This window comes from Streptomyces venezuelae ATCC 10712, from assembly GCF_008639165.1.
GTDB classification, from domain to species: Bacteria; Actinomycetota; Actinomycetes; order Streptomycetales; family Streptomycetaceae; genus Streptomyces; species Streptomyces venezuelae.
This window is the reverse complement of sequence record NZ_CP029197.1, coordinates 6,417,232-6,430,856: the sequence shown is the minus strand read 5'-3', so window position 1 is coordinate 6,430,856 and position 13,625 is coordinate 6,417,232. Positions and strand designations below refer to the sequence as shown.

Below are 13,625 nucleotides of genomic sequence, written 5' to 3'. Positions count from 1 at the left end.
AGGGTACTCCGCGAGCGGGAGGCGGTGCAGCAGGATCGTCAGGCTGCTTGCTCAACTCCCCAGATCGGGCTGCCCGTTCTGCGAGGCGAGATCGGGCGGAGTGAGCGGATTCATAGCGGTTACGTCCCTGGGCGCGAGCTGGAAGCCCTGCCAGTGGACCGGCATCGGCTGCTGGTCCTCGTCCCGGGCGATGTGGTGGAACCCGATGTTGACCCAGACGGACGGTTTGGTCAGAGTCTCACCGTTGACCCATTTGTCCACGCTGTCACCGGCGTTGGGGCCGCAGTCCCCGATGTTGTTGCTCGCGAACCTCTCACAGGCCCGGGCCTGGGTGAAGTAGACGTCGTGCCGCGTGAAGCCGCGCCCGGCGTGGGTGTCGGTGTGCCCGGGCACGATCTCGTACGAGCGGGCGTGGCCGTCGGCGTTCTTGCCGGTGCCGCTGACCACCCGCCACCAGCGCATGTTCTCCGCGTCGCCGGCGAGCTCCTTGGTGACGACGGTGCGCCTGGTCTTCACGGTCGGTCCGCCGCCGCCCGCGGGCGGTGGGGTCACGGTGGAGTCGAACTGCTCGATGCGGTCCTTGGTTGAGCCGTCGAGGCCGAAGTCGAGCTTCCAGAAGACGTTGTGGGCGTGGCTGGTGGCGTAGCCGTCGGCGCCCTTGCCGATGGGCCAGCCGCGGCCGTCCGTCGCGTTGTAGTCGACGGGCGAGAGGCTGCCGGTGGCGCCGACGTTGGCGCCGATGGTGCCGTCGGCGGAGAAGCGCCACTCGGAGATGTACTCGTACCAGCCGACCTTGTTGACGGTGTAGACGAGCAGGTCCTTGGCCTGCGCCTGCCACACCTTGGAACCGGTGTCGGCGGCCATGCGGTAGGCGTGGCCACGCGCGCGGGTGGTCGTGCACAGGCCCTTGACCTGGCCGACCTCGGGCACCTTGACGCTGGTGAGGGTGCCGCCGGGGCACTCGGCCGGCTTGAGGTTCTGCAGGCCCCAGCCGAAGCCGGCGCCGGTGAGGTCGTCGTACTCGGCGCCGCCGTCGTCGTACGGCACGTGGATCTGGGCGAGCCGGGCGCTGGTGAGGACCTTGACGGGAGCGGCGGCGCCGGGCGGCTGGTAGGTCACCTTGTCGAGCGTGAGTCCCGCGTCGGTGTCGTAGCGCCAGCACATGCGCCAGGTGGCGCCGCCGTCGAGCTTCTGCGTGATGCGGTACGCGGCGGAGCAGTCGGCCTGCGGCGGGGCCGGCGGGCCGGGCGGGGTGGTGGCCGCGGTGGCGGTCACGGGGCCCGCGGCGGCCGCGGCGGTGCCGAGCAGGACGGCGGTGGTGAGGACGGCACCCCGGGCGCGGGTGCGCCGCCGTCGCCGGGTGGTCGGGCTGTACCGGGTGGACATGGAACGTACTCCTTCGTACGAAGGTGCGACAGGAGAGGACCGGGCGCGGCGGTGGTCAGCCGACGCGGGTGACGGTCCTCGCGGAGAGGTCGACGATCAGGTTCCGAGTGTCGATCCAGGCCCCGTTGAGGACCTTGGTGACGAGCCGTACGCACCGGTGCTCCCCGCAACGGGTCAGCTGCTCGGGCACGTTCGCCTCGCGGTAGGTGCGGTAGACGTCGCCGTTGAACCACAACTGGGTGGTGGCGGTGAGCTCCTTGCCGGTGGCGTCCTTGTAGTCCTCCTTGACGCCCTTGCCGAGCGGGCTCGCGAGGATCAGCTCCAGGGCCTCACGGAGCTCCTCGGGATGGGCCGAGGGCTGGACCCCGCGCTGGGCGCCGGACTTCTCGACCTTCCCCGTGTCGAGGTTGACGGTCCGGGTGATGAGCTCGTCCCGTCCGTAGTCGTAGAAGCGGACGTCGGCGCGGCGCGTGCCGTCCCCGGGGAGCGGGTCGGCGAGCCCGGTGCCCAGGTGCTGGGGGCCGCGGCCGCCGTCGACATTCTGCTGGGCGGCGGCGCCGGGGCCGGCCAGCGCCAGCCGCTCGGCCCGGGCCAGCTCGTCGTCGGTGAGCGGGTCGCTCCCCACGCCCTTCTCCCCCTCGGCCGCCACGGGGGCCACGGTCGCCGGCGCGGGCGGGCCGCCGGCCCGCGCCCCGGTTCCGGACCCGGCCGCGCCGGCGCCGTCCGTCCCCTCGTTCCCTTCGCTCCCAGCGGCCGTGCCGCCGATGGCGGTGCCACCCACCGGCCTGGGCGGGGCTTCACCTGCGGAAACGCCCGGCAGACCGACGGCGACGGCGACGGCGGTCCCGGTCACCGCCATGGCCGCTCCGGCCACCACCTTCCCCAGGTGGCGGCGTGCTATTTCGTACACACTTCCCCCTCTTTCCCCCTCTTGGTCAGCGGTCACCCGGTAGGACGGGTCGAAGTCCTAGGCGGTTGGGCCTCTTTCGGGCAGGATTCTGGCCGAAGAACATCTACACAACCCGGACAGAAGAGGAAGAGTCGTATCCATGCAGGTCTGGCCGGGTCAGGCGTACCCCTTGGGCGCCACCTACGACGGTGCGGGAACCAACTTCGCGGTCTTCTCGGAGGCCGCCCACAGGATCGAGCTGTGTCTGCTCCATGACGACGGCTCGGAGACGGCGGTGGAACTACGCGAGACCGACGCGTTCGTGCGGCACGCCTATCTGCCGGGCGTGATGCCCGGCCAGCGGTACGGGTTCCGGGTGCACGGCCCGTACGCCCCGGAGCGGGGGCTGCGCTGCAACGCGGCGAAGCTGCTGCTCGACCCCTACGCGCGCGCGGTGTCGGGGCAGATCGACTGGGGCGAGGCGGTGTACGGCTACCCCTTCGGGAAGCCCGACGCGCGCAACGACCTCGACTCGGCCCCGCACACGATGGCCTCGGTCGTGGTCAACCCGTACTTCGACTGGGGCGACGACCGGCGCCCGCGCACCGAGTACCACCACACGGTGATCTACGAGGCCCATGTGAAGGGCCTGACCATGCTCCACCCGGACCTCCCGGAGGAGCTGCGCGGGACGTACGCGGGACTGGCCCACCCGTCGGTGATCGGGCACCTGAAGGAACTCGGCGTCACCGCCCTCGAACTGATGCCCGTCCACCAGTTCGTCAACGACCACCGCCTGGTGGACGCGGGCCTCGCCAACTACTGGGGCTACAACACGATCGGCTTCTTCGCCCCGCACAACGCCTACGCCTCCTGGGGCGACCGGGGCCAGCAGGTCCTGGAGTTCAAGTCGGCGGTACGGGCCCTGCACCAGGCGGGCATCGAGGTCATCCTCGACGTGGTCTACAACCACACGGCCGAGGGGAACCACCTGGGCCCCACGCTGTCCTTCCGGGGCCTGGACAACCCCTCGTACTACCGGCTGTCGAACGACCCCCGGTACTACACCGACACCACCGGCACCGGGAACTCGCTGCTCATGCGGTCCCCGCACGTCCTCCAGCTCATCATGGACAGCCTGCGGTACTGGGTGACCGAGATGCACGTGGACGGTTTCCGCTTCGACCTGGCGGCCACCCTGGCCCGCCAGTTCCACGAGGTGGACCGGCTGTCCTCGTTCTTCGACCTGGTGCAGCAGGACCCGGTGGTCAGCCAGGTGAAACTGATCGCCGAGCCCTGGGACGTCGGCGAGGGCGGCTACCAGGTGGGCAACTTCCCGCCACTGTGGACCGAGTGGAACGGCAAGTACCGGGACTGCGTGCGGGACCTGTGGCGCGGGGAGCCGCGCACCCTCGCCGAGTTCGCCTCCCGGCTCACCGGCTCCTCCGACCTGTACCAGGACGACGGGCGCCGGCCGCTCGCCTCGGTCAACTTCGTGACCTGCCACGACGGCTTCACCCTGCGGGACCTCGTCTCGTACAACGACAAGCACAACGAGGCGAACGGCGAGGGCAACCGGGACGGCGAGAGCTACAACCGCTCCTGGAACTGCGGCGTGGAGGGCGACACCGACGACGTCGGGATCGTCGAGCTGCGGGCCCGCCAGACCCGCAACTTCCTCGCCACGCTGATGCTTTCGCAGGGCGTTCCCATGCTCAGCCACGGCGACGAGTTCGGCCGGACGCAGGGCGGCAACAACAACGCCTACTGCCAGGACAACGAGGTGTCCTGGGTGCAATGGCCGAAGGAGAACAGCGAGGCCGAGGCCACCCTGCTCCGCTTCACCCGGGCGATGGTGCGGCTGCGCCGGGACCATCCGGTCTTCCGGCGCCGCCGCTTCTTCCACGGCCGGCCGGTGGAGGGCACCCACGACGAGCTCACCGACATCGCCTGGTTCACCCCCGAGGGCGAGGAGATGACGGCCCGGGACTGGCAGGCGGCGCACGCCCGGGCACTGACCGTCTTCCTCAACGGCAACGCCATCTCGGAGCCGGGCACCCAGGGCGAGCGGATCGCCGACGACTCCTTCCTGCTGATGTTCAACGCCTCTTCGGAGGAGCTGGAGTTCGCCGTCCCCGACAGCCACGGGGTCCGCTGGCGCACGGTGGTGGACACCTCCGACCCGGAGGGCATGCCGCCGCAGGAGGGCCCGGAGCTCGCGGGCGGCGAGCGGGTGACCCTCGCGCCGCTCAGCCTGACCGTTCTGCGGCGGCCGGCCTGACCTTCCGTACGGGAACGGGCGCCGGCACCCGGACCGTCCAGGACAGCACCGCGCAGGCCACGGCCGCCCCCACCGCCACCGCGAAGGCGGCGGGGGCGCCGTGGCCCTCGGCGAGCCGCCCCGACACGGCCAGGGCGAGGGCCTGACCGGCGACGATCCCGCTGGTCAGGAAGGCCATGGACTCGGCGAGCCGAGGGGCGGGGACCCATCGCTCGGTGAGCCCGAAGACGGTGATCAGATGCGGGGCGTACGCGGCGCCGAGGACGACCACCACCGCGTAGAGCGCGCCGAGCGAACCGACGGCCAGCAGCGGCACGGAGAGCACCACGAGCGCGGCGGTCGCGGCCCGCCAGCGGGTCATGAGTCCGATCCGGGCCGGCACGGCCGCCATGGAGAGGCCGACGACGGCGCTCATCACGCCCATCGCCGCGTAGACGATCCCGGCCTGCGCGGGCGCGCCGAGTGCCTCGGTGAGCGCGGTGATCCCGGCCTGCGAGGCGCCGAACATGGCGCCCTGGAGGACCATCGTGCCGCGCAGGACGTACGCCGCTCCCGGCAGCCGCCCCCGTTCGGCGGCGCCCGATCGGGTGGAGCCGGACGGTTCGGGCGCGGTGGCCCGGGCGGTCGGGTGGAGGGCGAAGGCCGTGCCGAAGACGGCGAGGAGCAGCGCCGCGAGGAGCAGGGCGGCGGCCGGGTGGGCGAGGGCGGCGGCGAGGCCGACGAAGGCCGGGCCGAGCACGAACGACACCTCGTCGAGGGTGCCCTCGAAGGAGAGCACCGCCCCGACGGTCCGCTCGTCCGCCCCGGCGCGGCGGGCGAGGGCCACCGAGCGGGTCCTGGCCAGCGGGCCGGCCTGGGGGACGGACGCTCCGGCGAGTGCGGCGACGCCCATCAGCCAGGGGGTGGAGAGCTGGGCGAGGGCGGCGAGGACCAGGGCGGTGACGGCGGCGGCGTTGGCCGCGGAGGCCACCAGGACGACCCCGCGCTGGCCGTGCCGGTCGGTCAGCCGGCCGATGACCGGTCCCGCGACGGTCTGGCCCGCCGCGAGCGCGCCGCTGGCCAGGCCGGCCGTGGCGAGGGAGCCGCTCGTCTCGGCGACCAGGAGCAGGCTGCCGAGCTGGCACATGGCGGTGGGGAGCCGGGCGAGGAAGGACACGACCGGAAGGGCGGGGCCGAGCAGGGAGAGGGTGTCGCGATACATCCGGAGCATCGGGCGAACGTAACGCGATGCACACGAACGGGTGCATGGGGCGATGACACAGAAGCCCTCCTGCGGGGTACGTACGTTCGCATGACCTCCCTCCCGTCCGGTTCCGCAGCCGTCCTTCCCACCGCCACCTACCGGCTCCAGCTCCAGCCGGAGTTCCCGTTCGCGGCGGCCGAGCGTGCCGTGCCGCACCTCGCGGGGCTGGGGGTCTCGCACCTCCACCTCTCCCCCGTCCTGGAGGCGGTCCCCGGTTCGGCCCACGGGTACGACGTGACCGACCACCGGTCCGTACGGGCCGAACTCGGCGGCGAGGAGGGGCTGCGGGCCCTCGCCGCGACCGCGCGGGCGCACGGTCTCGGCCTCGTCGTCGACCTGGTGCCCAACCACATGGCGGCCTCCCCCCGGCACAACCACGCCCTGCGGGCCGTGCTCCGGGACGGCCCCGACTCGCCGTACGCCCGCTGGTTCGACGTCGACCGGTCGGCCGGGGACGGCCGGCTGCTGCTGCCCGTGCTGCCCGCGCGGCTCCCGGAGGTGCGGGACCGGCTGCGGGTCGCGGACGGATCGCTGCACCTCGACGGGCAGGAGTTCCCGCTCAGGCCCGGCACCGAGGAGCTGCCGCTGGACGAGCTGCTCGACGCCCAGTGGTACCGGCTCGGCTGGTGGCGGCTGGCCAGGACCGAGCTCAACTACCGCCGCTTCTTCACGATCTCGGACCTCATCGGGGTGCGGGTGGAGGACCCCGAGGTGTTCACGGCGACCCACGCGAAGATCGTCGAGCTGGTCCGGGACGGGGTGGTCGAAGGGCTGCGCATCGACCATCCCGACGGACTCGCCGACCCGCAGGGCTATCTGGAGGAACTGGCGGCGGCGACCGGCGGGCGCTGCTGGACGGTGGTCGAGAAGATCCTCACCGGCTCCGAGACGCTGCCCGCCGCCTGGCCGGTGGCCGGGACCACCGGGTACGACGCCCTGCGGCAGCTCGACGGCGTGTTCACCGACCCGGTCGGCGCGGACGAACTGGCCGACGTCTACCGGGAGTTCGTCGGCAAGGCCGGGGACAGGGGCGGCCGCTGGGAGGAGACGGCGCGGCGCGCGGCGTACGAGGTGGTGGGCCACGACCTGGCGGCCGAGACGGCCGTGCTGACCCGCACGGCGGAGCGGATCTGCGCCGCGGACCCGGCGCTGCGGGACCACGCGCCGTGGGCGCTGCACACCGCGATCCGTGAACTCCTCGTCCGGGTGCCGGTCTACCGGCCCTACCGGAGCGGGGGCGAGGAGGTGCTGACGGCGGAGGCCGCGCGGGGCGCGAAGGCGGCCTTCGCGGTGCCCGAGGAGGCCGCGGCGGTCGACGTCGTACGGGGCCTGGCGCTCGGGACGCTCGGCGACGGGCCCGAACACCGGGCGTTCCGGGCGAGGTTCGCGCAGACCTCGTCGGCGCTGCGGGCCAAGTCGGTGGAGGACACCGGCTTCTATCGGTACACCCCGCTGCTCTCGGCGAACGAGGTCGGCGGCGACGCGGGCCGGCCCGCCGTGTCGGTGGACGAGTTCCACGCGCACTGCCTGCGGATCGCGCGGGACTGGCCCGGCACCGGCACCGTGCTGTCCACGCACGACACCAAGCGCAGCGCCGACGTCCGCGCGGCGATCGCGGTCCTCTCCCAGTGCCCCCAGGTGTGGTCCGAGCTCCTCGCCGAGGTCGCGGGGGTGCCCGCGCCGGACGCGCACGTGGCCTGGACGGCCTGGCAGACGGCCTTCGGCTTCGGCGCCCCGGACCCGGACCGGCTCGGGCCCGCGATCCTCAAGTCCGTACGGGAGGCCGGGCTCCGGACCAGCTGGACCGAACCCGACGCGGCGTACGAGCGGGCGGTGGCCGAGTTCGCGGCGGCCGGCCCCGGCCGCGTCCCGCTGCGGGCGGCCTCGGAGGCCGCCTTCGCGCTGGAGCCGCACATCCGGGCGCACGCGCTGGGCGCGCTGCTCTCGCAGCTGACGATGCCGGGGGTGCCGGAGCTGTACCAGAACACGGAGCGGGAGTACCGGGCCCTGGTCGACCCGGACAACCGGGCGCCCTTCGCGGTCGGCGCGGACGACGACCACACGGCCCTGGTCCGGGCGGCCCTCCGGCTGCGCCGTGAACGCCCGGCGGTCTTCGGCGCCCGGGGCGCGTACGCCCCGCTGACGGCGGAGGGCCCGGCCGCCGCCCACTGCCTGGCCTTCAGCCGCGCCGACGAGGTGGTCACCGCCGTCACCCGGCTGCCGCTGCGGCTCTGGGAGGCGGGCGGCTGGCAGGACACGGAGCTGGTGCTGCCGGCCGGCCGCTGGGCCGATGTCCTGGACGGCGTACGGGAGTTCACCGGCGGCCCGGCGACGGAGCTGAAACTGGCGGAACTGTTCGCGGAGCGGCCGGTGGCGCTGCTCGCGCGAATGGAGTGAGGGCGGCCTGGCCCCAGGCCGGCCGCCCTCACCCCTCGCGGGCCGTCAGGAGCGGGAAGCCCGGTCGACCTCGCACTTGGTGTACTCGGAGCCGTCGCCGGAGCCGGGGTACGGGGTGGTCAGTTCGGCGCTGGCGGAGGCGCCGGACGCGACCGTGATGCCGGCCTTGGTCGCGGTCGCCGGGACCGTGGTGCCGCCCGCGTCGCCCTTGAACTTCATGGTGACGCTGTAGGCGTAGTCGAGCGCACCGTCGTTCTTCACGGTGATGCGGGCGACCAGGTTCTTGGTGGCCGCGTCGTACTTGCAGTCGTCGATGGTCACGTCGCGGATCGCCTTGTTGGCGCTGCTGGAGCCGCCGGGCAGGGAGCCGCCGGAGGTGCCACCGGAGGTGCTGTCGTTGTCGCTGTTGTGGTTGCTGCTCGAACCGCCGGAGCTGCTGCTTCCGCCGCCGCAGCTGCCGCCGTGCGAGCCGCGGGCGCCGGTCAGGGCGACGACCGCGATGCCGAAGACGGCGATCGCGCGGACATGACGCATCTTCACGTTTGAATCCCCGTTGAAAGTGGTAAAGGTTGAGGCGCTCTTGACGAGTGCACGCCACCCTAGCAGCGAGCGGAGCGCTGCCTTCCCACCCCCGGATCAGCCTCCCGGCCGGACGATCAGGCTCCGCGGCGCCCGCGTGATGAGACCCGCCCACACCGGGCGGAAGCCCTCGGCGAGGCGGAGCCGGGGCATCGCCGTGAACAGGGCCCGCAGCGCGTACTCCGCCTCAAGACCGGCCAGGAGCACCGCCGGGCAGAAGCCGGAGCCGTACGTCAACTGGCCCGGGTCGGCACGGAAGGGATCGAAACGGTCCGGCTCGCGGAACCGCTCCGGGTCCCGGCCCGCCGAGCCCACGAGCAGCGCCACGGGCACGCCCGCCGGGACGACACCGCCGCTCACCGGCACCTCGGCGCTCGTCCTGCGCACGGCGATCTGCACGGGCGGGTCGCGGCGCAGCGACTCCGTCCAGGCGCGGGCCACCAGCCCGGCCGGCGCGTCCCGCAGGGCGGCGACCTGATCGGGATCGGCGAGGACGTTGCCGAGGAAGGACGCAAGCGCCTTCTCCCGTACGGCGATCTGCCCGCCGCACTCCCCCGCGAGAGCGCCGGCCGCCCGGCCGCGGACGAGCCGCATCATGTCGCGGTAGGGGACGCCGACGGCGGCGGCCACGGTCCCGGCGGGCAGCCAGTGGCAGAAGTCGGCCACCAGATCGGCCTGGGGCCGCTCGGCGATCCGGCGGGCCAGCACGTACGCGGTGCGCTCCGTGACCGACCGCAGGGCCGCCACGTCGACGTCGACATGGGCCCGCGCGCACGGCGGGTCGCCGGGCCGGTGCCCGTGGGTGAAGCGGCTGTCGGTGAGGGCGGTGGCCACGTCGGCGTACCGGCTGAGCACCCAGGCCCGCAGCAGCGGGTCGTACGTGAGCGGGAAGTCCTCCCGCAGCGTCCGGTGGATGCGGTGCGGGTCGCGCGAGGCGCCGGGGTCGAGGGGACTGGGCGCGACGGTCCTGGCCCGGGAGCCACCGAGGACGGCCGGATCGGGCACGGTCCGCACCCGTCCCGGCGCGGCGGCGGACCGGGGGCCGCCCTTACCGTCGGCCACCGGCTCCGCCGGCGCCATGGACGGCAGCCGCGTCCAGGGGTCCCCGGGCGGCGCCGCCGCCCGGTCGCCCGCTATGCCCCGGCCCGGCTCGCGGTTCGGCTCGTCGCTCATCGCGCCCCCTGTCCCTCGGCGGTGGGTGCCGCGGCCGGACATCGTGGCGCGCGTCCCCCCAGCCCACCACCCCCCAAGCCCCCCTGCCCGCCGTACACCGCCGAACGGGTGACACGACGGCTCCGGCACCGAGCTCCACGGAACCGGTGTCATCGGGGCGGAGGGGGCACAGCCGGCGGCCGTGTCCCGCCGGGCGGGGCTAGCCGTGCGACAGTCGGAACGACATCTGGCCAAAGCCGACGACGTCTCCCGCGCGGACCACGACCGCGCCCGTGACCCGGCGGCCGTTGACCGTCGTGCCGTTCGTGGAGCCGAGGTCGCGGAGCACCCACATGCCGCTCTGCATCGACAGTTCCGCGTGCAGTCGGGAGGCCGTCTCGTGGCTGAGGCGGAGGCCGTTGACCGGGTCGCGGCCTATCCGCAGCGGGTGCGGGCCGGGCAGCGGCAGCAGGAGCTTGGGCAGTCGCTCCGCGTGCCACGCCCGCCCCAGCCGGGCCGTGAAGGCGGACATCCGCTCGACCGCGCCCACCACCCGCCGGGTCCAGGTGCCCTCGGTCCTCAGGTCGGCGGTGAGCAGGTCGAGTTCGTCCGGGCGCCGGGCCTGGAGCGCGCGCTCCATCCGGAAGACGAACGTGTCGTGCGAGAGGCGGCCCTGGGCGGCGCCCTCACGGAGCAGCACCAGCGCGCGGTCCCGCTCGGCGTCGGTCAGCCGAGGGGAGTTCGCCGGAAGCTCGAAAGGGGTCGTCACACCGCTGATTGTCCGTCCGCCGGGCCCGCAGTGTCCAGAAGCTCCCCGGGCCTGCGGAAACTCCGTACCGCGCGCGGCGGGACCGCTGCTACGGTCGGCCGTCTTCCGCGCCCGTCTTCCCAGGGGGAACCAGCACGTGCCCACGTCCTCTCCGACCGCCTTCGACCCGAACCAGCTCGTCATACGTCCGCTCGCCGGACCCGGGGAACTCGACCTGTTCCTGCGCCTCTCCTACTCGCTCGACCACGAGCTCGCCGACGACCTGGCCACCGGTCGGCGGGTGCCCGAGTGGATGTGGGTGGCCCTCGACGGCGACCGGCTCCTCGGCCGGATCGCCTGGTGGACGAACGCCGCCGGCGGTGAGCCGCAGGCCCTGGACTTCTTCGACCTCTCCCCCGAGCTCTCTCCGGAGGAACGCGCGGCGATCGGGCTGCGGCTCCTGGAGACCGCCACGGCCGCCGTGGTCCCGGCGGGTACGCGGCGCCCGGAGTTCGGCCGCTTCCTGCCGGCGGACTGGCGTGAGGTGCCGGAGACCCGGGCCCTCCTGGAGTCCGTCTTCGGCGTTCTGGTGGCCACCGGGGCGCGTCCGCTCGTGGAGCGGCTGCGCCTGGAGTGGCGGCCGGGCACGCCCGTGCCGGAGCCGAAGGGCCGGCTGGAGTTCCGCCCGGTGCGGGACCGCGAGGACCTGGTCGCGCTGATGACGCCGGTCATGGAGGGCACGCTCGACGCGCACGGGCAGGCCGATCTCGCCTCCGGTCTGTCGGCCCGCGAGGCCGCCGAGCAGCACTACGACGAGGAGTTCGCGCACTACTCCTCACCCCGTGAGTGGTGGCGGGTGGCGCAGCTGCCGGGGACCGGGGAGCCGGTCGGCTTCGTCGTTCCCGCGCGGAACAACTACCACCACACGATCGCGTACATCGGCGTGCTGCCCGCCCACCGCGGGCACGGCTACATCGACGACATCCTCGCCGAGGGGACGCGCGTCCTGGCCGCCGTCGACGTGCCGCGCATCCGGGCGGCCACGGACCTGGGCAACGTCCCGATGGCCGCGGCGTTCGCCCGGGCGGGTTACGACGCCTTCGAGCACGCGATCAACTACGTGTGGGACGCGCCGGGCGTGGCGGGTCCCTGACTGCCAGGATGGGGGCGTAGGTCCGTCGACGAGGGGATTTGGCGTGCTCTTCGAGGTGTGGGCGCCGCACGCCCGTGACCGGGTGACCCTGGAGCTGAACGGCTCCGGGCACCCCCTGGAACGGGACGCCGAGCGGGACGGCTGGTGGACGGGCGTGGTGCCCGCCGAGGACGGCGACCGGTACGGCTTCGCCCTGGACGGGGGGCCCGTCCTGCCCGACCCGCGCTCCCCCCGGCTGCCCGACGGGCCCGACGGGCTCGGCGCGGTCGTCGACCACTCCGCGTACGTCTGGCGGAACGAGTCCCCGAAGCTGCGGCTCCGCGGCGCCGTCCTGTACGAGCTGCACGTCGGCACGTTCACCCCGGCGGGGACGCTCGACGCGGCGGCCGCGCACCTCGGGGAGCTGGCGGGCCTCGGCGTCACCCATGTGGAGCTGATGCCGCTGTGCCCGTTCCCCGGGGTGCGCGGCTGGGGGTACGACGGGGTGGCGCCGTGGGCGGTGCACGAGCCGTACGGCGGTCCGGCGGCGCTGAAGCGGTTCGTGGACGCGGCGCACGGGCTCGGCATGGGGGTGGTCCTGGACGTGGTGCACAACCATCTGGGGCCGTCCGGCAACCATCTCCCGCTCTTCGGGCCGTACTTCACGGAGACCCACCACACCCCGTGGGGCGCGGCGGTGAACCTGGACGCGCCGGGCTCGGACGAGGTCCGGGCGTACTTCCGGGGCAGCGCGCTGGCCTGGCTGCGGGACTACCGGATCGACGGGTTGCGCCTCGACGCGGTGCACGCCCTCGCCGACACGCGGGCGCTGACGTTCCTGGAGGAGTTGTCGGCGGCCGTCGACGAGCTGGCGAAGGAGCAGGGCCGTCCGCATTTCCTGGTCGCCGAGTCGGATCTGGCCGACCCCCGGACGACGGCTCCGCGCGCGCTCGGCGGGCTCGGGGTGCACGCCCAGTGGAACGACGACTTCCACCACTCGCTGCACTGCGCCCTGACGGGTGAGTCCCAGGGCTACTACGCGGACTTCGCGCGCGCCCCGATGGCGGCGCTCGCGAAGACCCTCACGCACGTCTTCTTCCACGACGGCACCTATTCGGCGTTCCGGGGCCGCCGGCACGGGCGGCCGGTGGACCGGGAGCGCACCCCCGCGCACCGGTTCCTCGGGTACGCCCAGACCCACGACCAGATCGGCAACCGGGCTCTGGGGGACCGTCTTTCGGCCTCCCTCTCGCCGGGTCTGCTCGCCTGCGCGGCGACCCTGGTGCTGACGGGGCCGTCGGTGCCGATGCTGTTCATGGGCGAGGAGTGGGGGGCGACGACGCCCTGGCAGTACTTCACCGACCACACGGACCCGGAGCTGGCGGAGGCCGTACGGCGGGGCAGGCGGCGGGAGTTCGCGGCGCACGGCTGGGCCGAGGACGAGGTCCCCGACCCGCAGGACCCGGCCACCCGGGACCGTTCGGTCCTGGACCGGGCCGAGCGCGAGCGGGACCCGCACAAGCGGCTGCTCGCCTGGTACCGCCAGCTGATCGCGCTGCGCCGCACCCTGCCGGACCTGACGGACCCGGACCTGGCGGGGGTGAAGGTGGCCTTCGACGAGGAGGCGCGCTGGCTGGTCTTCCGGCGCGGGGTGCTGCGGGTGGCGGTCAACCTGGGCAAGGAGCCGGCGGTGATCCCGCTCGGCTCCAACGGCCGTGACCAGGTGCTGGCGGCGTGGGAGCCGGTCGCCACCCCGGCGGCGGACGGGGCCCTGCGGCTCCCGGGCGAGTCGGCGGTCCTCCTGACGGACGGCTGAGC

The 13,625-nt window shown here is 73.8% G+C and carries 10 protein-coding genes; 4 read left to right on the top strand and 6 right to left on the bottom strand.

The window, feature by feature from the left end; genetic code table 11:
- Positions 1–51 precede the first annotated feature (51 nt).
- Both DEJ43_RS29605 and DEJ43_RS29600 read right to left on the bottom strand, forming a co-directional pair.
- On the bottom strand, positions 52–1,386 hold the full coding sequence (locus DEJ43_RS29605; protein ID WP_015037081.1) for a copper amine oxidase: 1,335 nt from the start codon (positions 1,384–1,386) through the stop codon (positions 52–54).
- 55 nt (positions 1,387–1,441) lie between these two features.
- A complete protein-coding gene (locus tag DEJ43_RS29600; RefSeq protein WP_051025956.1) occupies positions 1,442–2,245 on the bottom strand; it encodes a hypothetical protein in 804 nt (267 codons plus the stop codon).
- 190 nt (positions 2,246–2,435) lie between these two features.
- Here DEJ43_RS29600 and glgX point away from each other — a divergent pair, with 190 nt between their 5' ends.
- Positions 2,436–4,556, top strand: a complete 2,121-nt coding sequence (glgX, locus tag DEJ43_RS29595) for a glycogen debranching protein GlgX (RefSeq protein WP_015037079.1) — start codon at positions 2,436–2,438, stop codon at positions 4,554–4,556.
- Here glgX and DEJ43_RS29590 read toward each other — a convergent pair.
- Positions 4,525–5,757, bottom strand: a complete 1,233-nt coding sequence (locus DEJ43_RS29590; RefSeq protein WP_015037078.1) for an MFS transporter — start codon at positions 5,755–5,757, stop codon at positions 4,525–4,527. The two genes, glgX and DEJ43_RS29590, sit on opposite strands and share 32 nt — an antisense overlap.
- Before the next feature lie 90 nt (positions 5,758–5,847).
- On the opposite strand from DEJ43_RS29590, the gene treY reads away from it, so the two are divergent.
- Positions 5,848–8,196 carry a malto-oligosyltrehalose synthase gene (gene treY / locus DEJ43_RS29585; RefSeq protein WP_071892235.1) on the top strand — a complete coding sequence of 783 codons (2,349 nt, stop codon included), beginning with the start codon at positions 5,848–5,850 and terminating at the stop codon, positions 8,194–8,196.
- 45 nt (positions 8,197–8,241) lie between these two features.
- Here treY and DEJ43_RS29580 read toward each other — a convergent pair whose 3' ends face one another.
- The 3 genes from DEJ43_RS29580 to DEJ43_RS29570 form a co-directional block, all read right to left on the bottom strand.
- Positions 8,242–8,730: a hypothetical protein gene (locus DEJ43_RS29580; protein WP_202491795.1), complete on the bottom strand. Its 489-nt coding sequence runs from the start codon at positions 8,728–8,730 to the stop codon at positions 8,242–8,244.
- A 102-nt stretch (positions 8,731–8,832) separates the two neighbouring features.
- Positions 8,833–9,948, bottom strand: a complete 1,116-nt coding sequence (locus DEJ43_RS29575; protein WP_015037074.1) for a cytochrome P450 — start codon at positions 9,946–9,948, stop codon at positions 8,833–8,835.
- A gap of 199 nt (positions 9,949–10,147) precedes the next feature.
- Positions 10,148–10,696 carry a DUF1707 and FHA domain-containing protein gene (locus DEJ43_RS29570; protein WP_015037073.1) on the bottom strand — a complete coding sequence of 183 codons (549 nt, stop codon included), beginning with the start codon at positions 10,694–10,696 and terminating at the stop codon, positions 10,148–10,150.
- A gap of 136 nt (positions 10,697–10,832) precedes the next feature.
- Between DEJ43_RS29570 and DEJ43_RS29565 the strand changes: the two genes are divergently transcribed.
- Both DEJ43_RS29565 and treZ read left to right on the top strand, forming a co-directional pair.
- Positions 10,833–11,828, top strand: coding sequence for a GNAT family N-acetyltransferase (locus tag DEJ43_RS29565; protein WP_015037072.1), 996 nt, complete (start codon positions 10,833–10,835; stop codon positions 11,826–11,828).
- A gap of 43 nt (positions 11,829–11,871) precedes the next feature.
- Positions 11,872–13,623 carry a malto-oligosyltrehalose trehalohydrolase gene (treZ, locus tag DEJ43_RS29560; protein ID WP_015037071.1) on the top strand — a complete coding sequence of 584 codons (1,752 nt, stop codon included), beginning with the start codon at positions 11,872–11,874 and terminating at the stop codon, positions 13,621–13,623.
- Positions 13,624–13,625 lie beyond the last annotated feature (2 nt).

Excerpts from the sequence above, each read along its gene's own strand:
- treY (WP_071892235.1), top strand. The coding sequence starts at position 5,848 with ATGACCTCCCTCCCGTCCGGTTCCGCAGCCGTCCTTCCCACCGCCACC.
- DEJ43_RS29575 (WP_015037074.1), bottom strand. The coding sequence starts at position 9,948 with ATGAGCGACGAGCCGAACCGCGAGCCGGGCCGGGGCATAGCGGGCGAC.
- DEJ43_RS29605 (WP_015037081.1), bottom strand. The coding sequence starts at position 1,386 with ATGTCCACCCGGTACAGCCCGACCACCCGGCGACGGCGGCGCACCCGC.
- DEJ43_RS29580 (WP_202491795.1), bottom strand. The coding sequence starts at position 8,730 with ATGCGTCATGTCCGCGCGATCGCCGTCTTCGGCATCGCGGTCGTCGCC.
- glgX (WP_015037079.1), top strand. The coding sequence starts at position 2,436 with ATGCAGGTCTGGCCGGGTCAGGCGTACCCCTTGGGCGCCACCTACGAC.
- DEJ43_RS29590 (WP_015037078.1), bottom strand. The coding sequence starts at position 5,757 with ATGTATCGCGACACCCTCTCCCTGCTCGGCCCCGCCCTTCCGGTCGTG.
- DEJ43_RS29600 (WP_051025956.1), bottom strand. The coding sequence starts at position 2,245 with ATGGCGGTGACCGGGACCGCCGTCGCCGTCGCCGTCGGTCTGCCGGGC.